The 19,596-nt window shown below is 60.2% G+C and carries 15 protein-coding genes; 3 read left to right on the top strand and 12 right to left on the bottom strand.

What is annotated here, in order from left to right; translation table 11 throughout:
• Positions 1-54: 54 nt before the first annotated feature.
• Together TBD_RS13480 and TBD_RS13475 are read right to left on the bottom strand one after the other, a co-directional pair.
• A complete protein-coding gene (locus tag TBD_RS13480) occupies positions 55-594 on the bottom strand; it encodes a response regulator transcription factor (protein WP_011313202.1) in 540 nt (179 codons plus the stop codon).
• Positions 591-1,850 carry an ATP-binding protein gene (locus TBD_RS13475; protein ID WP_011313201.1) on the bottom strand — a complete coding sequence of 420 codons (1,260 nt, stop codon included), beginning with the start codon at positions 1,848-1,850 and terminating at the stop codon, positions 591-593. The genes TBD_RS13480 and TBD_RS13475 overlap by 4 nt, the downstream gene beginning before the upstream one ends.
• Positions 1,851-2,103: 253 nt before the next feature.
• Here TBD_RS13475 and TBD_RS13470 point away from each other — a divergent pair, with 253 nt between their 5' ends.
• The 3 genes from TBD_RS13470 (at position 2,104) to argB (ending at position 5,990) form a co-directional block, all read left to right on the top strand.
• Positions 2,104-4,422: a TonB-dependent receptor plug domain-containing protein gene (locus tag TBD_RS13470; protein WP_011313200.1), complete on the top strand. Its 2,319-nt coding sequence runs from the start codon at positions 2,104-2,106 to the stop codon at positions 4,420-4,422.
• Positions 4,423-4,446: 24 nt separating this feature from the next.
• Positions 4,447-4,896 carry a copper chaperone PCu(A)C gene (locus tag TBD_RS13465; RefSeq protein WP_011313199.1) on the top strand — a complete coding sequence of 150 codons (450 nt, stop codon included), beginning with the start codon at positions 4,447-4,449 and terminating at the stop codon, positions 4,894-4,896.
• Positions 4,897-5,108: 212 nt separating this feature from the next.
• A complete protein-coding gene (gene argB, locus TBD_RS13460) occupies positions 5,109-5,990 on the top strand; it encodes an acetylglutamate kinase (RefSeq protein ID WP_011313198.1) in 882 nt (293 codons plus the stop codon).
• 460 nt (positions 5,991-6,450) lie between these two features.
• Here the strand turns inward: argB and TBD_RS13455 are convergent, their stop codons facing one another.
• The 10 genes from TBD_RS13455 to TBD_RS13430 form a co-directional block, all read right to left on the bottom strand.
• A complete protein-coding gene (locus TBD_RS13455) occupies positions 6,451-9,480 on the bottom strand; it encodes a type I restriction endonuclease subunit R (protein ID WP_011313197.1) in 3,030 nt (1,009 codons plus the stop codon).
• Complete coding sequence (locus TBD_RS14665) at positions 9,477-10,181, bottom strand: HNH endonuclease (protein ID WP_011313196.1); 705 nt, start codon at positions 10,179-10,181, stop codon at positions 9,477-9,479. Before TBD_RS14665 ends, TBD_RS13455 begins: the two co-directional genes overlap by 4 nt.
• Positions 10,165-11,601, bottom strand: coding sequence for an AAA family ATPase (locus tag TBD_RS14660; RefSeq protein WP_011313195.1), 1,437 nt, complete (start codon positions 11,599-11,601; stop codon positions 10,165-10,167). Before TBD_RS14660 ends, TBD_RS14665 begins: the two co-directional genes overlap by 17 nt.
• A complete protein-coding gene (locus TBD_RS13450; protein WP_274378361.1) occupies positions 11,591-12,841 on the bottom strand; it encodes a restriction endonuclease subunit S in 1,251 nt (416 codons plus the stop codon). Before TBD_RS13450 ends, TBD_RS14660 begins: the two co-directional genes overlap by 11 nt.
• Positions 12,786-14,690 carry an ATP-binding protein gene (locus tag TBD_RS13445; RefSeq protein WP_011313193.1) on the bottom strand — a complete coding sequence of 635 codons (1,905 nt, stop codon included), beginning with the start codon at positions 14,688-14,690 and terminating at the stop codon, positions 12,786-12,788. Before TBD_RS13445 ends, TBD_RS13450 begins: the two co-directional genes overlap by 56 nt.
• The gene (locus TBD_RS13440; protein ID WP_148203062.1) at positions 14,687-16,675 is read right to left on the bottom strand and encodes a type I restriction-modification system subunit M; all 1,989 of its coding nucleotides are present in this window, start codon (positions 16,673-16,675) and stop codon (positions 14,687-14,689) included. The genes TBD_RS13445 and TBD_RS13440 overlap by 4 nt, the downstream gene beginning before the upstream one ends.
• Before the next feature lie 143 nt (positions 16,676-16,818).
• Positions 16,819-17,391 carry a hypothetical protein gene (locus TBD_RS14655; RefSeq protein ID WP_011313191.1) on the bottom strand — a complete coding sequence of 191 codons (573 nt, stop codon included), beginning with the start codon at positions 17,389-17,391 and terminating at the stop codon, positions 16,819-16,821.
• A gap of 72 nt (positions 17,392-17,463) precedes the next feature.
• The gene (locus TBD_RS14905; protein ID WP_011313190.1) at positions 17,464-18,201 is read right to left on the bottom strand and encodes a hypothetical protein; all 738 of its coding nucleotides are present in this window, start codon (positions 18,199-18,201) and stop codon (positions 17,464-17,466) included.
• Positions 18,202-18,285: 84 nt separating this feature from the next.
• On the bottom strand, positions 18,286-18,498 hold the full coding sequence (locus TBD_RS13435; protein ID WP_011313189.1) for a helix-turn-helix transcriptional regulator: 213 nt from the start codon (positions 18,496-18,498) through the stop codon (positions 18,286-18,288).
• A 143-nt stretch (positions 18,499-18,641) separates the two neighbouring features.
• Entirely contained in the window at positions 18,642-19,574 is a 933-nt protein-coding gene (locus TBD_RS13430; RefSeq protein WP_148203061.1) for a hypothetical protein, read from the bottom strand.
• Between the last annotated feature and the right edge of the window lie 22 nt (positions 19,575-19,596).

Below are 19,596 nucleotides of genomic sequence, written 5' to 3'. Positions count from 1 at the left end.
TGCCACCGTATTCCCGGAATCTGTCAGCAGGATGACGCGACGTGCGCCGGGTCCTCAGCCCGTTCGGGGCGGGTTCTTTTCGAGCTTTCGCTGCAGCGTCCGGCGGTGCATTTTCAGCGCGCGCGCGGTCGCCGAGATGTTGCCGTCGTGCTCGTTCAGCACCTTCTGGATATGTTCCCATTCGAGCCGTGCGACGGACAGCGGCTGCGGGCTGACATCGACCGTCGTGTCGGGCTCGTCGCGCAGCAGCGCGGCGACGATCTCGTCGGCGTCAGCAGGCTTGGCGAGGTAGTGACGCGCGCCGAGGCGCACGGCGGCGACCGCGGTCGCGATGCTCGCGTAGCCTGTCAGCACGACGATCGCCGGCGCCGGCACGCGCGCGGCCAGCGTAGCGACGACATCGAGTCCCGACTTGCCCGGCAACTTGAGGTCGACCACGGCGTGGCTCGGCACGAATTGCGCGGCGATGCGGGCGGCCTCGACGGCGTCGTGGGCGAGCGCGACCTCGAAGCCGCGTTTCTTCATCGCCCGTGCGAGGGCCGTCGCGAAATCGACATCGTCCTCGACGATCAACAAGCGCATCACAGAGTTCATGGGAGCGGTCTCCAGGGTAGACGGATACTCACGCGCGAGCCGCCGCCCTTGCGTTCGGTCAGCGTGAGGCTGCCGCCGAGCCGTTCGAGCGTGGCATGGGTCAGTGCGAGGCCGACGCCCCAGCCGCGTCCCGCCTTGCCGCTGAACAGCACGCGGCCGGCTTGGGCCTTCTGTTCGGGCGTGAAGCCGGGACCGCGGTCGCCGACTTCGATGACGAGCGCGTCGGCGTCGACGGAAGCGCGGAACTCGACCGCTGCCGGCGCGGCGTCCGCGGCGTTGTTCAGCACGTTCATGACGGCCTGCTCGAGTCCGTCGGGCGGCACGAAAGCCGCCGCGGACGTGGGCAAAGTCGTCGCCACCTCGGCGTCGGGGCGCAGCATCTGCCAACGTTCGACGAGCCCGGCCAGCCATTCGGCCAGCGGCTGCGCCGGGGGCGTAGTGCCGTCATTCGCGCGCGCCGCGAGCCGGGTCAGAATGTCCTTGCACGCGCGCGCCTGGCGTTCGAGCAATCGGCAGTCGGCGCCGATCTCGGGATCGTTCGCGAACTCCGAAGCGAGCTCGTGCGCTGTCGTCTGGATCGTCGCGAGCGGGGTGGCGAGTTCGTGCGCGGCGAGTGCCGCCTGCGTGCCGAGTGCGACGATGCGTTCGTCGCGCAGTTGCTTCTCGCGCAGCGATGCGAGTTCCTGGTCGCGCCTGCGCAAGGCGCCGTGCATGCGCGTGACGAAGCTCGCTATCAGCCCCGCGCTGATGAGGAAGTTGAACCACATGCCGCCGAGGTGCATGCCGTACGCGGCCACCGGGTCGGACACGGCGAGCGGCTGGTAAGCGAACAGCAGCAGCGCGTAATAGCCGCCTGCAACCGCTGCAAGCAGCCACACCCAGGGCGCGCGCAGGCTGATCGCAGCGATCACGACCGGAACCAGCATCAGCGATACGAAGGGGTTGGTCGCGCCGCCGCTGAAGTACACGAGCACGGCGAACGCGGTCAGGTCGACGAGCAGATGCGCAAGAAATTCGATCTGCGTGGCGGGCACGTCCTGGCGCAGCCGCCACGCTGTGGTCAGCGCGAACAGCGCCATCAGCACGAGCACCGCGGCCATGGGTGCAAGCGGCATGCGGATGCCGAGGCCCCAGTGCAGCCAGCCGATTCCTGCCCCGGCGCCCGCGAGCAGCGCGACCCGCATGACGAGCAGGCGCCCGAGCAGGGCACGCGCCGGCAGCGTGGAGAGCAGGGTCGAATCGTCCGCAGACGTCATGGCCGAATTGTATGCGTCTTCGACGGCGTGCTCCGCTGCGACAATTTGTCCAATTGCGCGGCGTCCGCGCCTGCCCTAGAGTGATCGGGCAGTTCTGACTGCACATCGACCGATCTCTCCCGCCCTTGGGCGGGATTTTTTTTGCCATGGCTTTGCGGATCGAGCGGCGCACGGCTGCGACGATTTGCCGCATTCCCCGGCGCGGTGTCGAAAGGGACAATCAGGTCCTCTTTAACGACAACGATATCGAGCCATGCATTCCCCCGTATTCGCCCCGCGCCTCCTGCCCTTGCTGATCATGACGGGCTTTTCACCGCTGGCCGTCAGCGCGAACGAAACGGAGCTGCCCGCCATCGAGGTCGTCGGCAAGGAAGATGCTGCGCCGCTCGCCACCCGGGTCGAGAACCTGTCCACGCTGCGGGCGACGACCAGCGATACGGCGAGCCTGCTCAAGGACGTGCCGGGCGTCAACTTGTACGGTGGCGGCGGGGTCTCAAGCCTGCCCGCGATCCAGGGACTGGCGGACGACCGATTGCGCATCAAGGTCGACGGCATGGACCTGATCTCGGCCTGCCCCAACCACATGAACCCCGCGCTCTCGTACCTCGATCCTTCGCAGGTCGAGTCGCTCGAGGTTTACGCCGGGATCGCCCCGGTAAGCGTGGGCGGCGACAGTATCGGCGGCTCGATCGTCGCCAAGACGACCGATCCCCAGTTCGCCAAGCCGGACGAGGGCAGCCTTGTCAAGGGCGAGGTCGGCGCGTTCTACCGCAGCAACGGCAACGCCCGCGGTGCAAACGCCGCGGCGACGTACGCGACCGAGAGCTTCAACATCTCCTACACCGGCGCCATCGCGCAGTCGGACAACTACGTCGCCGGCGGCGACTTCAAGGACAGACTCTTCGTCGCGGGAACGCCTCCGGGCTTCACCGGCTACCCGGGCCACACCCTGCCGGCTGACGAGGTAGGCTCGACCGCCTACGACACGCGTAACCACACGCTGGGGCTGGCGTTCCGTGGTGGCGCGCATCTGTTCGAGGCTAAATTCGGCCTGCAGGACTTGCCCGAACAGCTTTGGCCGAACCAGCGCATGGACATGCTCGGCAACGACCAGAAGCGCGTGAACCTGCGCTACCTCGGTGACCTCGCCTGGGGCAAGCTGGAGGCGCGGGTCTACCACGAGGACGTCGATCACTTCATGGACTTCGGCGCCGACAAGAAGTATTGGTATCAAAACCCGCCCGGCGCGACCTACGACGGCACGCCTTGCACAGTGACGTTGCCCGTCTCTGCGTGTGCCGCAGGCATGCCGATGTACACGGCGAGTACGAATACCGGTGCTGTCGTCAAGGCCGACATTGCCCTGACGCAGCAGGATCTGCTGCGTGTCGGCACCGAGTTCCAGCGCTACCGCCTCGACGACTGGTGGCCGGCCTCCGGCGCGAGCATGGCGCCCTACACCTTCTGGAACGTCAACGAGGGCGAGCGCGATCGCGCGGCTGTCTTCGCCGAATGGGAAAAGCAGTTCGATTCACAGTGGATGACGCTCGCCGGCGTGCGCTTCGAGCGGGTGAGCATGGACACCGGCGACGTGCACGGCTACAACACGGACATCTACCCGACCGTCGCCGCAGCAAGCGGCGGCAACCAGACCCGCGACGCCGCCAACTTCAACAATGCCGACCACGGCAAGACCGACAACAACTGGGACATGACCCTGCTTGCGCGCTACACACCCAGCGCCACGCGTGACATCGAGTTCGGCTTTGCGCACAAGACGCGCTCGCCCAATCTGCACGAGCGCTACACCTGGTCGACGTGGCAGATGGCGGCGCTGATGGTCAACTGGTTCGGCGACGGCAACGGCTACATCGGCAACCTCGACCTCGAACCCGAGCAGGCCAACACGGTGTCCGCCACCTTCGACTGGCACGCGGCCGATCGCAACTGGGAGTTCAAGGCGACCCCCTACTACACCTACGTCACCGACTACATCGACGCGGTCCAGTGGAACGCGACGGCGAACGCACCGAGCACGACGCTCGTGACCGACCAGTACACGGTGCTCAAGTTCGTCAACCAGTCAGCGCAGCTCTACGGCATCGACCTGTCGGGAAGGATGCCGCTGGCGAAGACCGGCTGGGGCGAGTTCGGCCTCAAGGGGCTGGTCAACTACACCCGGGGTGAGAACCGCGACACCGGCGACAATCTGTACAACATCATGCCGCTCAACGGCAAGCTCGCCCTGACGCAGAAGCTGCGCGGCTGGGACAACACCGTCGAAGTGGTGATGGTGAGCCGGAAGGAGGACGTGTCCGCGATGCGCAATGAGATTGAAACGCCCGGCTACGCGCTCCTGAATCTGCGCGGCAGCCATTCGTGGAAGCAGGTGCGCCTCGATTTCGGCGTGGAGAACGTGTTCGACCGGCTCTACTACCATCCCCTCGGCGGCGCCTATCTGGGGCAGGGTACGACAATGACCGCGAATGCTGTCCAGACGGTGCCGCAGTGGGGAACCCCCGTTCCCGGCATGGGCCGCTCGGTCTACACTGCGCTGAATTATCAATTTTGATGGCTCTACCTTGAGGAGAAACCGATGAAAGCTCTTGTTGCCACCGCATTCCTGGCCAGTGCCGCCAGCCTGCCCGCCTGGGCCGCCAACGTCAGCGTCACCGACGCCTGGGCGCGTGCAACCATGCCCGGCCAGAAGGTCAGCGCGGCGTATATGCAGATCCGCACCGACGCGCCGGCGCGCCTGCTCAGTGCGACGAGTCCCGTGGTGCCGCGCGTCGAGGTGCACGAGATGAAGATGGACGCTGGTGTCATGCGGATGCGCCAGCTCCAGGCGGTCGACCTGCCTGCCGGCAAGACCGTTTCGCTCGAGCCCGGCGGTTTGCACATCATGCTGATGAACCTGCCCAAGCCGATCGCCGCCGGGGACGTGATCCCGCTCACGCTCGTGATCGAATCCGGGGGCGTGCAACAGACGGTCGAGGTCAAGGCCGAGGCGCGCGCTCCCGGCAAGGGGACGATGCACGGCCACTGAATCGACCAGACGCGCGTATCCACGGTAGACCGAACGCCTCGCTGTCGCGTCGAGCCTTGGGGGCGCCGGCTGCCCGGTGTTCCGGCGGCCCCGGGGGCCGCTTCGGCGGCCGGCATCGCAGGCGTCCGCGGGGCGCGACGACGCGCGATCGGCCCTTCGCGCCGCCTTTGCGCTTGGCGTAAAATCCGCTCCAGTCTGAACCCGGAGCCGTCATGACCGTCCACACCGCCGCCGAGAAGGCCTACATCCTGTCCGAGGCGCTCCCCTACATCCAGCGCTTCTACGACAAGACCATCGTCATCAAGTACGGCGGCAACGCCATGACCGAACGTCACTTGATGGAAGCGTTCGCCAAGGACGTGGTGCTGCTCAAACTCGTCGGCATGAACCCGGTCGTCGTGCACGGCGGTGGCCCGCAGATCGCGGGGTTGCTGCAGCGCATCGGCAAGCAGAGCGAATTCATTCAGGGCATGCGGGTGACCGACGAGGAGACGCTCGACGTGGTCGAGATGGTGCTCGGCGGGCTGGTCAACCAGGACATCGTCACCTTGATCAACAAGCACGGCGGCCGCGCCGTGGGCCTCACCGGCAAGGACGGCAACTTCATCCACGCCAAGAAGATGCTCGTGAAGAGCAAGGAGAAGGCCGACGAGATGCTCGACATCGGCCAGGTCGGCGAGATCACCGGCATCGATCCGGAGATCATCCAGGTGCTCGACGCGCGCGACTTCATCCCGGTGGTGGCGCCGCTCGGCACCGATGCCGAGGGCAACGCCTACAACATCAACGCCGACGTCGCGGCCGGCAAGATCGCCGGCGTATTGCAGGCCGAGAAGGTCATCTTCATGACCAACACCCCGGGCGTTCTCGACAAAGACAAGAAGCTGCTGACCGGGCTCACGCCGCGCGAGATCAGCGATCTGATCGCCGACGACACGATCAGCGGCGGCATGATTCCCAAGGTCGGCTACGCGGTCGACGCGGTCAACAGCGGCGTCAAGACCGCCCACATCATCGACGGCCGCGTCGAGCACGCGCTGCTGCTCGAGGTGTTGACGCCCGAAGGCGTCGGCACGCTGATCAAGCGGTCGTGAGCCGCCGCCTGGCGGCCGCGCCGCACTTGCTTCCTTGACGGCGAGCGCGCGGCCTTCGTGAACCGAGGCCCTCGCGCGCCGAGCCGCCGCCGTAGAGTCCACGCGGAAACCCCCTCCTGCGTAACCCCTTCGACTTGACCAAGGAGTTGTTGAAACCATGCGTTACTGGCTGAGTAGCGCATATGGTTTGCAGAGGATGTAATCGATCTAGCGAAAACAGGGCTTCGGAAGGGGGGCGTTTTCGGGAAAATCGAGCGTGTGGTCGTTTTGGGTGGGATATTGGGTGGGAATTGGGCGGTGTCTGTCCCCTGCTGACTGTGCCGCTGGATAAGTAGGTCGGGCCAGCCTCTGGTCTGCGTTACCTTTTCTCTAGCGCTCCCTTCAGCACGGTGCGCCGGCGGGGCAGTGGAAGTAGTCACCCGCGGGGCTAAAGTACGGCTCGCCAATAGAGTCCATCGGTTTAGGATCGGAGTCGGGCATAGACTTTCCCAGAAATCCATTTTGAGACAAGGCTCTGAAAGTCCCGCTCGTTCATGAAGCGCGCAAAGATATCCTCGTTCTGCTCCATGCGCTCGATGAACAGCGTTTCCAATAGGCCAGCAAATAGCAGGGCAAACTTCTCCTCTGGGTTGACGGCAGCGGCCTCGAGCAGCGAACCGTCCTCCATGGCCGCCTCGATAATCTGGTCAAAGAACAATTGGTCGGCATCGGTGAAGTCCGTGCCAAACCGTTCGTTGATCACATCGATCAGACTTGAGAGCGGCACATCTTCGTCGTGGCGCGCTCCGGAACCGACTTCGCCGGGACCGTCCAGCAGTTCTGCCTTGCCATCACGCAGACTGATCGATCCCTCACTGATCTTCTGCAGGCGGTAATACTCCAGTCGCACCTCGTCATCGAAGCTGTAGCGTTGGCCTGTGGTGCGCTTGGGTAATTTGGGCGACAGAAAGCGCAGGAAGGTATACAGGCGCTCGAGATCGGAATCCTGGTAGGGGGCGACCTGCGACAGGAAGGCGTAGAGGTTGCGGAAGGCACTGAGCTTCCCGCGCCATAACTCGGCCTGTTCCTCATCTTCCTCCTGCACTGCCCGGAAGCGATCCACGGCCGGATCAAGCGCGGCGTTCATTGCCTGATGATCGGCAGGGCTTTGTCGCTGCTTCGGCTTGAAATAGATGCCGATGAAGCGCTGCATCTCTTCCAGCAGGTAGATACCCGACGCATCCAGTTCCGCCTTGATGGCGTACATCTGGTTCGGATCGGCTTCCTCACCCATCTCGGCGCCTTCGTGGTATTGCTTGAAGGCTTCCTTGATCTCCTGTCGGTCGTTCACGAAATCCAGAACGAAAGTGTCTTCCTTGAGCGGGTGCATGCGATTCAGGCGCGACAGGGTTTGCACCGCCTGAATGCCGGCGAGACGTTTGTCGACGTACATTGTGTGCAGCAGCGGCTGGTCGTAGCCCGTCTGGTACTTCTCGGCGACTAGCAACACTTGGTACTCGGACGAGTCGAATTTCTCCGGCAGCACCCCTTCTTTGATCCCTCCGTTCATACCGACCTCGGTCCAGGTCTTGCCCGGCAGCTCGTCATCCACTACCTCGCCGGAAAATGCGACCAGTGTCTTGATCCAGCTATAACCCTTCTCACGGATATACGCATCGAAGGCTAGCTTGTAGCGAACCGCTTCCAGTCGGGACCCGGTCACCACCATTGCTTTTGCCTTGCCACCAACTTTGTGACGGGTGACCGCGTTGAAATGCTCGACCATCACCTCAGTCTTCTGTGCAATGTTGTAGGGGTGCAATCGCATGAAGCGAGCCAGTGCCTTGGCGGCCTGCTTGCGCTCGACGTTGGGGTCGTCCTCGCTGGCTTTGACCAGCTTGTAGTAGGTGGCGTAGGTCGTGTAGTTCTTCAGCACGTCCATGATGAAGCCCTCTTCAATGGCTTGACTCATGGTGTAACGGTGGAAAGGTTGGCCGGCCTTGCCTGCCTCATCCCGCCCGAACACGGCCAGGGTCTTGTGCTTGGGGGTGGCCGTAAAGGCGAAGAAGCTGAGATTCGTCTGGCGCCCGCGCTTGGCCATGCTGCGGTAAAGCTCGTCCAGGTTGTCGACACCTTCATCGACGGCATAGCGCGCCGCTTCTTCTCGCAATACGTGGCCACCCAACACTTCCTTGAGGTCCGTAGCCGTCTCGCCGGATTGCGAACTGTGGGCCTCATCGATGATCACCGCGCAACGACGGGTGGGCAGTATTCCGTCAGCCCCCTCCCTACGCTCCTCGGCCATCCGGGCCAGTTGCCGGGCAACGAAAGGGAATTTCTGCAAAGTGGAGATGATGATCGGCACGCTGTTGGTCAGCGCCTCGGCGAGTTGCCGCGAGTCCTCGTCGATCTTCTGCACAACGCCCTGTCGGTGCTCGAATTGGTAGATCGTGTCCTGCAACTGGCGATCCAGCACGCGGCGGTCGGTGATGACGATTACCGAATCGAATACCTTGTGGTCGGACTCATTGTGCAGCGAGGCCAAGCGGTGCGCCAGCCAGCCGATAGTGTTGCTCTTGCCGCTGCCCGCCGAATGCTCCACCAGATAGTTATGGCCGGGGCCCTCCGTCCTTGCCGCGTCTTCTAGCTCGCGCACCGCCCGCAACTGGTGGTAGCGCGGAAAGATCATGGTCTCCTTCTTGATCTTCCGCCCATCGTCGGTGCGTTTCTCCTCCACCTGCAAGTGTATGAAGCGCGCAAAAATGTCCAGCAGGCTGTCGCGTTGCCACACCTCTTCCCAGAGATAAGCGGTGCGATAAGCGCGGCCCGCCGGATCAGGCGGATTGCCGGCACCGCCATCCAGCCCCTTATTGAAGGGCAGGAAATGCGTGGCACTGCCGGCCAGTCGGGTCGTCATGAACACCTGCTCGGTATCGACGGCGAAGTGAACCAGCGCCCGGCGCTTGAATTCGAACAGCGGCTCGCGGTGGTCGCGGTCGTGCTGATACTGGGCAATAGCGTTCGTTACCGTCTGCCCGGTCATCGGGTTTTTCAGCTCGGCCGTGAACACCGGAATTCCGTTGATAGACAGCACCAGGTCCAGCTCATTGGTATTGCGCTGGCTGTAGCGCAACTGCCGGATGACGCCAACGCGGTTGGCCGCGTACTGGGCCGCCAACTCGGGATTCATGCCGTGGGCCGGCTTGAAATAGGCAACACGCAGGGTGCGGCCATAACACTTGAATCCATTGCGCAGCACGGCAAGCGTGCCGTGCGTGTCGAGCCAGTGGGTCAGATCTTTGAGGACGGTGGCTTCGGTGTTGGCGCCGTGCAGGGCTTCTAGCTTGGCCCATTCCTTGAGTTGAGTGGCGCGGACGAAGGTGAGTACAGAAGTGGGAAACAAGGCCAGCGCTGCATCGTAGTCCGATGCTGGAAGCGATGCGTAGCCGTTGGCGAATAGATGTGCCTCGATTGTTTCCTCGAAACTGCATTCTTGGACATTGGGATTCATATTTGACCCGTTGAGCTTCTATGTGCATTGCCAAGCCGGTCAAAACAATTAGTGGCTGTTCCTACAAAATTCTCTATTAGCAGTCTTCGTATTTCACGATCCAACTCAGATGTGGTGTTAAAGACCGTCATCCATACGGAAAACATGCCTCGCTGAAGAGCATCTTTCGCTACCGATACTCTTCTGTCCGGCGTGTCGTACTGAAGCAACTGATTGCGCTTGTCGCTTGCGTATATCCATGCCTGCTTTCGGTGCGAATGCCGATGATCCTTCTCTGACGGCGCTACCATTCCGGTGAATGTAGTGTCTGGGTGCCAGTTTAGGTTCGTCAGCGTCCAGGTTGCTTTTGCTTTTTCTAGGATCGCCGGCGGCAATCTAGGGTTTGGGTATGCGCGACCTTCATCGTCATAACAGAAGGCCAAGAAGGTGTTGTCTAAATCCGGCCAAAGGTAGTCGGTCACTATGATTTGATCAGATCCCTTGCCTGTATTGCAATTCTTGCAGGCGAGCAAAAAATTGCTCCATCTATACTTCTGAGACGGATTGGCTTTCTTAGGGAGTATGTGCTCGACTTCAATTGCGGCCGCAATCCAGCGCTCACAATATGAACAATACTCTCCTAACCTGTCCTGCAAAGGAGCGCAGGCCTTGTTGTAAGGCTTGAAACTCCCCAGATCCTTACCCTTATCGACGGGTCGCATGGTTTCTTTTAAACACGAAGGTTTCCCATCGAAAATCCAATGCTGCAGCGACCAACGGATCGGCGGAATATCGAAGACTTAAAGCTTCATACTTTTCCTTTAGCTCCTCAATAGGAATGTTCGGGTCGTCTTCAGCTTTTTTCAAAGCTCTGTAGTATTCAGATGCCGCAAGCATCAACTCAACGTGTCGTTTGCTTCGTTGTGGCAAATCTATTCCTTGAACTTCTTCCGCGATGTCTTCGATACTTTGATTGTGGTATTGCTCGGCGGATTCTTCTTCGTCTCCGATGCGATCCAGCTGAATCAAATTGCCCATGCGCTGAGATTGGATCAGGAATAACGAATGAGTGGTGCAGATAAATTGAAGCTTGGGAAATGCGGTGCGTAGTAACTCGACAACCGTTCTTTGCCATTGCGGATGTAAATGCAGGTCGAGTTCATCAATCAACACTATGCCTTCACCATCGTCCAGAGGGGTCTCTGAATCTTCATTCAATGATGCAAGCCGGTAGGCGATGTCAATTCCGATAGCGATTAGGCTACGTTCGCCATCAGACAAGAACTGAACGGGTAAGCGTCGGGTCTCCTGTTTGACTTCAAACTCTCCGCTTTCGTCGTTCAACACTCCTACGTCTGCCACTTTACAAACCGTGAAATTCCCATCTTCGACTTTCCAATCGCTCAAATGCGGGAGCAGCCGCTCCAGAGCGTTGCATGTCGTCGTTAATTGCTTGGCTGAGCGGGAGTCAGGCGCTTCGCGAGCCACCGTTGCCTTGCTATTCCACCACTCGATGATTTTCCCCAGTTCAAGGCCACGTTCGATCTCAAATATGCCTTGGTAGGGTGTCCCGGCCTTTGTCTTTGGAGTACCAGGACTAGGAACAGCGCGCCGCACGGAAAAGTACAGCACGATTGGTTGAGGCTTCGATTTCTTAAGCGCCCTGTCAGGTGTTGGGCTGAGTTGGCCAGATGCTCGGGGGCGTTCGCTCGTTTGGCCCCGTAGCGTTCCCTCCAACCTGGGATCACCTCGCTCTGGGCGCTGACCATGGCGGAGGCTTGCTAGCTCGTCGATATCTCGTATGTCCTTCAGTCCCTTTTGCTCATCCACGGCATCACGTACTACTTCAAGCTGGTCGCTCAATAGCAGTGAGAATGTATGCGCTTGATGGGTGAAGCTGACTTCGATCGCAGCCTGCTTCCGATCAATGGTGATGTCATCTTTTGTAAGGCCAATTCCCGGAAATCCTCTGACCTCCGCAAATGACGGCAGGGCTTTCGCTAAGAGAATTCGCAGGGCCTCAAGGACAGCCGTCTTGCCGACGCCGTTTACACCGACGACCAGATTGAACCCGGGCGCAAAGTCCAAGACGGAATTCGTCAACCCGCGAAAATTGGTCAGCGTAAGGCGGTTAATTTGCATGGGCGTCCCCTAGATCAAGTTGCCCGGTCACTGCGGCCGAGATCAATGCCGAACGTCGTTCTTGGAGCACGGTAACCGTTCGTTCGGTGGCTTCCGCAAGGGCATCCAATTTCCTGGTCTCGGCTTGCACACGGGCTACGATATCCCGCTGCTCATCAAGGGGAGGCACAGGCAACCATGCCTCGTAGAGTCCCTCAGGGTATAGACGCAGACGCGATGACCAAACACCTTTGGAATAGCGAGTGATTTCCTCCACAAAGCGTGGAGTGCGCACCAGCAGATCAATGTATTCCGGGTCAAGTTGTGCCACAGGCTGATAGACGTTGTAGGCCGGGCTGACGATGCCGGGTTGGCGTGCAATGCCCATCGCACCCATCCATGCCCACAAGGTATTGATGACCAAGTCGCCCGCCTCGCAACGCTTGTAGCCTTCCAGGCTCTCGGCCATGAACATGTTCACGTCCTTCTCGGCGCGACTGGTGACGCCGGTCAGGTGTGACACCGTCAGCAACTCCTCGTCGCCAGAATCGGAGCGGTCATCACGCTCGGTGAAAAGCCACTTGGCACGTTCGACTTTCCAATGGGCCGGAATCTCGCCGAGCCATGGAATGTCAGAGTCACGGCGTGGTGTGTCCTTGTTGAGTCCCTTGATCAGAAAGTCGGCGATGACGGTACGGCGTTTTTCAGTAAGTAGGGTAAGCAGTTTCTGTTTTTCTAAGATCAGCTTGTCAATCGGCGCTGAAAGTTGGTGCAAGGAATCTGCTATGCGGCGCTGTTCCCCCTCTGGGGGAACAGCAATCACAAGGTTCTCAACGACTTCTACAGCTATACCCGGTTGCGCAGCCGACTGCGAGTACTGATTGAGGTTCATGACCCGCAGGGTTTCACCGAGCCAGGCCGTCTCGAAGTTAGTTTTCGGAGTAGCAACAATGGCGTGCTCCGTAGCCCAAAATTTTCCCTCCGCATAATTGATGTTGCCACAGAGAGCGCCTTGCCGACCGATCAGGATGCGCTCGCCTTCGTGCGTAAAACTGTTGGTGTAGCCACGGAAACCGTTGCCTCCATAGACTGGGTAGTCGCCAGTCTCTTTGATTGACTCTCCCGGAATGGCCTCTCCACTTTTCAATGCAACCAGGTACTTCAGCTTCATCCGGCGCCAGCTTATGGGAGCACTCAGCGATTGACTATTCACTGGGAACCTCCGCTGCCCGATATGCCTGCTGCGGATCGTTGGGCTCATCCGGATTGGTCATCACCAATCGCCCGTCCCGCATCAAGGGCCGCAGATAGGTATTGCGCACATGACGAGAATTCCGATGCAGTAGCAAGGCCAGTTCTTCCGCCCGCCACGCTCGCAGGCGGCTGACCTCGACGACTACGACCTGAGCTTCCTCGGGGGTGCTGCGGCGCCCCAGGGCGCCGACGCGCGCCGCCAAGTCGCCCGGCAACTCGGCCAAGAGCGCCCGGCGTGCGGTTTCCTCCTCGGGGGTGGGGTTGGTCGGCAAGTCCTCGGGGTTGTCAGATAGTGCTTCCGGGTTGGTAGGTAAGCCCTCGGGGTTGGTAGACAACGCATCCGACTTGGTCGGTAAGCCATCTCCGTCGGCCCCAAGGCGGTCGGTCGGCACGTAATAAGTGGCGGAACCTCGACCCTTTTGGGCCAGCAGGCCGGCGTCGCGCAGCCTGCGCAAGGCCCCGCTGGCCGCAAGGGCATCCACCTTGTTCAGTTCCCGGTAGGTGGCGTTGTCGATGGCACCCGCCTCGCGGACGACGATCAGCGCCTTGGCCTCCTCGTCGGAGAGATGCAGGTCGCGGAATTGGGCGAGCCAGGCGATGTCATCCTCGCCGAGGAAGTGATGGAAGAAGTAACGGGCGACAAACTGGTCAGCCCCCCGGTCGGACTCGAACAGCGGCGGAGTAAGGCCCGCTTGTTCCATGCTCTCGCGCATCACCCGGATGCCGCTGCCCTTGGTTTCGGCGAAGCGGGTCTCGTGCAGCACGGCGGCAATCTTGGGATTGCGCGGCTGGGAGCCCGGCTCGCCCAGATGCTCGGGCGATTTGAGGGAGAAGCCGGGGTTGCGGATTTCCAGCCGGTTGGCGTAGCGGATGATCTGCACCGGGCTGTGGCTGCGGTAGCTGCGGTGCATAAGGGCATTGACCAGGGCTTCGCGGATGACGCGCAGGGGAATCACCGGTTTGTCCTGCCGCTGGAGTTCGCCTTCGGTCAGACCGAAGCTCTTGGGCAAGTCGTCAAGCACGGCGGCCTGGGCACGGCGGATCAGGCGGAACAGCGGGTCGCGCAACTCGACGGTATCGAAACGCCGGTCGGGGTCGGGTACCCATTCACGGCCCGGCACGCGGATGTAATCGACGCGGGTCATGGGGAAGCAGCGGCGGAGGGCCGAGGGCTTGCCGAACAGGATCAGGCCGGCAACGGTCGGTTTCCATTCGCCCTTTTGGTCGCGGCGCATGCTGCCGAGCGCCTGCAGTAGTTCCTCGTCGGACCAGCGCAACTCTTCGGCATCCGGGTTGGCATCGCCACGAGATTTTCGGTAATCGGCAATGGCCTCGGGCGAAAGATCATCCTGCGTGGCATCGGCAACGATGCCGGCGTCGAAGCTTTCCTGCTGACGCCCCTGGTAGAACACGGCCATGTCGTCGTCGGTGCAGCGCTGATCGGTGCTACCGATGCGCCGGAATGCGCCACGCGGCAGTCCCTGCGCCTTGAAGAAGATCGGCTTGTCCTGCGGCTGTGCCTCGGGGACAAAGACCACGACGACGTTCTTGCCGTGTACGTTTTCGGTCGCGATATCCACTCGTAACGGGATGTTGAACATATCGCGACATTGGTTGGCGATGTCCGCCGAGAGTTTGTCGGGGTGGGTGATCCCCTCGACCTCATAGGCCGGGAAAAGCGCCATCTCTTCGCGCACGATTCCTAGCGCGATCCAGCCGCCACCCAGTCCCGGCTCGTTGGCGAAGGCGCAGACGGTTTCCAGCACCGACTTGCCTGCCTCGGAGGCCCGCTTGGCCTCGATGCGCTCGTGCTCGTCGAGTAGATTGAGGCTTTCGAGCAGCTCGACAGCTGTCATGCCCGCGACTCCGCTGTCACTTCGCGCAGCAGCCTCACGATTTCTTCTTCGGCGCGCTTCAGGTCGGCATCGATCTCGGCCAGCGGACGCGGCAGGGTGAATCGGTAGAAGTGGCGATTGAAGTTGATCTCGTACCCGACCTTCGTCTTGGCGTGATCGATCCAGGCATCCGCCACGTGCGGGCGTACCCCGTGCTCGAAATAGGCTTCCACGTCTTCCGTGAGCGGCACGTTCTCGAAATCGCGCAGTTTGGGATCGGGTTCATACTCGACTTTGCCGCCGGCTTTCTTGGCAATGACGGGTTCGGCCTTCGGATTGATCTCCGTGAAAGCCTCGCGGAATGCCTTGATCTGCGGCGCCCGCCATTTGCTGTCGCGCTCCTTCAAGGTGAGCTGCGCCTGTTTCCAGATGGCATTCCAGTCGAGACTGGCTTCGCGGCCGATGGCTTTGTCGATGGCCTGAAGGTCATTCAACAGCTCCGGGCAAGCATCGAGGAAGCGTTCCTTGCGTTCGAGCGTAATCTGGAATGCGAGGCGCAAGGGACGCTCGATGGTCAGGCGGTTGTAGCCGAAATCGGCGTTGTCGAACACCTTGCTGGTGGCGTTGTCGCGCATATCGCCATATTCGCGGACGATATCCGTGATGTGGGCATCGGAGAACTCTCGACGCTTGTCGCCCAGACTGCGGCGCAGCGACTGCCAACGGTCGCGGCCATCAATCAGTTGAATTCTTCCCCGGCGACGAGCTTCCTTGCGGTTGGTAACCACCCAGACATAAGTGCCAATGCCGGTGTTGTAGAACATCTGTTCGGGCATGGCGACGATGGCCTCGAGCCAGTCGTTCTCGATGATCCATTTGCGAATCTCGCTTTCACCGGAGCCGGCGCCGCCGGTGAAGAGCGGCGAACCGTTGAAAACGATGGCCAGCCTGGAACCATCTAGATTATTGGCGGGATCAACCGGTTCAAACTTGCTGACCATGTGTTGCAGGAACAGGAGCGCACCGTCGTTGACGCGCGGCGTACCGGCTCCGAAACGGCCAGCGAAACCCTGCTTTTCATGCTCTCGCACGACATCCTTCTGCTGCCGCTTCCAGTCAACTCCAAATGGGGGATTGGCGAGGAAGTAATCAAACCGCTCGCCAGGGAATTGGTCGTCAATCAGGGTGTCGCCGAACTTGATTGTCGAGGTTTCGGCGTCCGCGAGATTCGTCCGCAACAACAGATCTGACGCTGCTACCGCATATGAGCGTGGGTTAAAGTCCTGGCCATATACAAACAGCCGAGCGCCGGATTGGTGTTCCCGCAAGTATTTTCTGGTTTCAGAAAGCATTCCGCCCGTGCCGCAGGTCGGGTCAAGCATCTTGCGAACAGTGCCCGGCTTGCTGAGTAAGTCATCATCGTGCATGAACAGAAGACTCACCATCAGGCGTATTACCTCGCGTGGCGTGAAGTGATCACCTGCGGTCTCATTCGCCTGTTCGTTGAAGCGCCGGATCAAGTCTTCGAAGAGAAGGCCCATCTCGATGTTGTCGACGGCGCCGGGGTGAAGATCGACCTCGCAGAACTTCTTGATGACGAGAAACAGGATGTTGTGCTCGCGCATGCGTTCGATTTCATTGCCGAACTCGAAGCGCTCAAAAATCTTGCGGACATTCTCGGAGAAGCCGTTGATGTACGAGACTAGATGCAGGTGAGCGTTATCCGGATCGCCCTTCAGTTTCTCGAAACTGAGCGGGGAATGATTGTGAAAGCGCTGTCCGGAAATTTTGTTGAGCACGCCGTCTAGCGCGTCGCCTTCCAGCTTGCCCTGGTACTGGGCATATTTGGCCAACACAGCATCCTTGGTGCTTTCGAGGACGCAATCGAAGCGTCGCAGTACGACCAAGGGCAGCATGACACGTTCGTATTGTGGTGGGCGGTAAGGGCCGCGGAGCAGATCGGCGATGCTCCAGATGAAGTTGGATAGTTCGTGGCTCTTACTCATGGCTGTAATCCGGGCTCCTCGCATGCGGACAACAGTTCGCATTTTTCTTCCCTATAACCGCATGATCATACCAGCCGGGATACAAGAGGTACCGGTTCCAAATGTGCGCTATTTGGGCGAGAAGCTGAGATCCTGGCTGGTTTTTACCCTTTATCCAACCGCTTTTGCAGGCCGACAAGTTTCCGGCTCGCCATGCCAAGCCGTTCGCCCATTTTGTTTAGCGCCAACCTGAGGTGTGCGTCGTGCTGAGATTTTAGCTTCCGGAACGTTCGCCACTGCATTCCCCTGGGTTTTTCACCACCGCCATTTAGAAGGGCAAGCCTCCAGCCCAGTACTTTTCGGATGTTGTTCACACGCCGCATTGCTCGCTGCCCATCCGTTTCGCGCTGGGTGTCATAAACCAACTCGCAGCAGTGCCGGCAGGCGAAATTACCTGTATTTCCCAGATACAGCACGCCCACGCGCCTCCCGCACCCGCTGGCAGGGCAGATCATCCATGTCCTTTGGCCACCATAGTTGCAGGCCGTCCAGTCCAGCCGCACGGGACATTCTCTGTCCTGCCATTCGCCGGCGACGTTCTGGTGTCGATAGCTCATTACCAGTTGGTCAGCTTCTACCCGAACGACGCTAGAGGCCAGCGTCTGGCGGTTGCGTTTCCAGTCCAGGCTGAAGAAGAGCCCTGGGCGCAGCAGATTTTTCCGTTGGAGATGGCGCACGTCTAGCGCATGGCGGTCGCGTGTAATCGCCTTGCCGTCTTGGCAACGTCGCCCGCTCCCAAAACCGCCCATTTATTGTTTCTCCCGGATTTTGCCGAAATCATTAGGGAAATTGCCCGACGCGTTCTGGGGGGCGAGCGCCTGTTTGCGCTTCCCACTACGTCCTCGCGCACCAACTACACGTCGAGAGCTCCCTCGGGGGATTGGTAACAATTCATTGTTTCCGTTGGGCGGAATGGCCGAAGCATAAAAAATGGTGGTTTTCGCTCCGTCAGGCGGAATAGGTACGGCTTTCACCATTCCGGCAGCCGGTGCTGGGTCGCTCCGCACGACGGAATAGTCACTGCGTTTTACGATGCGCTTGGCAGCCTGACGAATAGGTACTGGCGGTTTTTCGCCTCTGGTGGCTGGCGGCTTGCCCATGAAGAGATAGCGGCCGGGATGATAGTCCTGCCGCGACAACTGAAGTCCGACGAAGTTTGTGATTGGCAGCCAAGTCAGCGCGTACCGGTCCGGGCCGATATTCAGGCCGCCTTCGCGCGTCTTGATGATCAGGCCGCGCTCGAGCGCTTCTTGCTTTGATTTCTGGACCCCGTCGGCAGACGCCCACCCACGTGCCTTGAGCCAACCGAGCGCGAGGTGAAGGTGGCCGTTATTTACCCCGTTGTGCTGGCGCATGAGTTCCACGATCAGGGAGCGCGTCCTGTGAGATGCCCCCATGAAAGCTGCGCTGTCCAGCAGCGCGTGAGGAAGGGCCACGTAATGCCCGCTTGGTAATTCAAATGATTTGCTAGTCTTCTTGGCCATCATGGCGCTCCAGCGTTGCCCATTTCGCAGGGACTGCGGCCGGCACGAAGCGATCTTGCTTTTCGGGAAGGTGCATCATCATCCCCCTTATGCCTTGCGGCTTTTTTCGATCTGTTCGTCAAGCCATGCGTCAATTTCTGCCTCGATCCAGCCGACCGCACGGCCGTTGCCGAGGCGAATGGGTTTCGGAAAGGTGCCAGCCTGGATTCGGGCGTAGAGAGGGGATCGCGTCAGCCCGACACGTTTCTCGACCTGACGACGGCGCAGGATGGTGAGGGCGGTTTTGAGTTGTGCAGCCATGCTTAAAGCTCCTGTTAGGCGCTTCCCGGCCCATCCGGGAATGCATGGTCGCATTGAAATGGAATGGCGCTTGCTGAATAAGGCCTATCCGGTGGATGCCGAACACTGCGCGGTAGAGGCCGTACGGTCTCCGTCGGAGGCCGCTATCGAAACCGGAAACCCGTTGCTGTCGCGTGAGCGCGAATCCAACTGGTAACCGTTCTTGGCTCGAACGGGCGGCCCTGGTCTCTAAGCCAGTCGGCCAGATAAATACCGGCTTTCTCGGCACTGGGGAATCTGTCGCGATCCTTCATGAACTCTTCGATTGCCATTGCCTTTGCTTCGGTTGTCTTTTGATGACGTGCAACGTTTAGCCGTTTAGCGAGGGCGGATTTTTGTTTTTGCGCGTCGTTCTTCTGCTCTATCAGCGCTTCAGTCAGTTTGATGTTGCCCTGTTTCTCAACATAGGAAGCGAGCCACTCAGCTTCACGCAAGTGTTCGGCATAACAAACCGCGTCCATCGCTTTTAGAGCGAATTCACCTGCAATTGCTAAGCCTACGGCCGTTGTGTTTAGGAAACGTAGGCCATCGGCCAGCATCCACAGCGCAAGGACCGCGAACAGCTCATAGTCTTTACCCTCCGGGTACTCTTCTGACTTTGGTAGTGGGTCTTTGGAGAAGAAGAGGTGCGAATCGCGGTTCTCAACGACGGATTTGAGCGCGTCAACCTCGCTTGTGTTTTCCCAGGTCTGAATGTCTAGATATTCTTCGTTCGGTGGCCAGTCGGGGTCGCCCCCGATAGATTCCAACAGCCCCGCCTGCTCGCGAAGGCGCTCAATTTCATAGATCTTGATGTCGCTGAAATACCGGTCAAGTTCCCGATTAATTCGTTTGGCAATCGAGGCGAGCTTTGCCCTGCACCATTCATCTGCCCCGCATCTTAGGATTGCCCGCGCACGCGAAGCGATAGCGGGCATATACGTAAAGGGGTGGGATGGCACCTCGCCCGACACCGGATCGAACGTCTCGAATTGATCTAAAAAAAACATGGCGTCCCTTACACGCCCCTTGAGTTGGTTGCCGCGCCAGTCGGGCAAGGGTTCCCAGTATTCGCCCTGT

Source organism: Thiobacillus denitrificans ATCC 25259 (genome assembly GCF_000012745.1).
Lineage (GTDB): Bacteria > Pseudomonadota > Gammaproteobacteria > Burkholderiales > Thiobacillaceae > Thiobacillus > Thiobacillus denitrificans_B.
Note: the sequence above shows the minus strand (reverse complement) of the source record. Positions and strands in the feature narration are given on the sequence as shown.

What these genes read in the sequence shown, in the direction of transcription:
- TBD_RS13445 (WP_011313193.1), bottom strand. Translation starts at nt 14,690, where the DNA reads ATGACAGCTGTCGAGCTGCTCGAAAGCCTCAATCTACTCGACGAGCAC.
- TBD_RS13480 (WP_011313202.1), bottom strand. Translation starts at nt 594, where the DNA reads ATGAACTCTGTGATGCGCTTGTTGATCGTCGAGGACGATGTCGATTTC.
- TBD_RS13440 (WP_148203062.1), bottom strand. Translation starts at nt 16,675, where the DNA reads ATGAGTAAGAGCCACGAACTATCCAACTTCATCTGGAGCATCGCCGAT.
- TBD_RS14905 (WP_011313190.1), bottom strand. Translation starts at nt 18,201, where the DNA reads ATGATGGCCAAGAAGACTAGCAAATCATTTGAATTACCAAGCGGGCAT.
- TBD_RS13465 (WP_011313199.1), top strand. Translation starts at nt 4,447, where the DNA reads ATGAAAGCTCTTGTTGCCACCGCATTCCTGGCCAGTGCCGCCAGCCTG.
- TBD_RS13475 (WP_011313201.1), bottom strand. Translation starts at nt 1,850, where the DNA reads ATGACGTCTGCGGACGATTCGACCCTGCTCTCCACGCTGCCGGCGCGT.
- argB (WP_011313198.1), top strand. Translation starts at nt 5,109, where the DNA reads ATGACCGTCCACACCGCCGCCGAGAAGGCCTACATCCTGTCCGAGGCG.
- TBD_RS13435 (WP_011313189.1), bottom strand. Translation starts at nt 18,498, where the DNA reads ATGGCTGCACAACTCAAAACCGCCCTCACCATCCTGCGCCGTCGTCAG.
- TBD_RS14660 (WP_011313195.1), bottom strand. Translation starts at nt 11,601, where the DNA reads ATGCAAATTAACCGCCTTACGCTGACCAATTTTCGCGGGTTGACGAAT.
- TBD_RS13450 (WP_274378361.1), bottom strand. Translation starts at nt 12,841, where the DNA reads ATGAGCCCAACGATCCGCAGCAGGCATATCGGGCAGCGGAGGTTCCCA.
- TBD_RS13455 (WP_011313197.1), bottom strand. Translation starts at nt 9,480, where the DNA reads ATGAATCCCAATGTCCAAGAATGCAGTTTCGAGGAAACAATCGAGGCA.
- TBD_RS13470 (WP_011313200.1), top strand. Translation starts at nt 2,104, where the DNA reads ATGCATTCCCCCGTATTCGCCCCGCGCCTCCTGCCCTTGCTGATCATG.
- TBD_RS14665 (WP_011313196.1), bottom strand. Translation starts at nt 10,181, where the DNA reads ATGCGACCCGTCGATAAGGGTAAGGATCTGGGGAGTTTCAAGCCTTAC.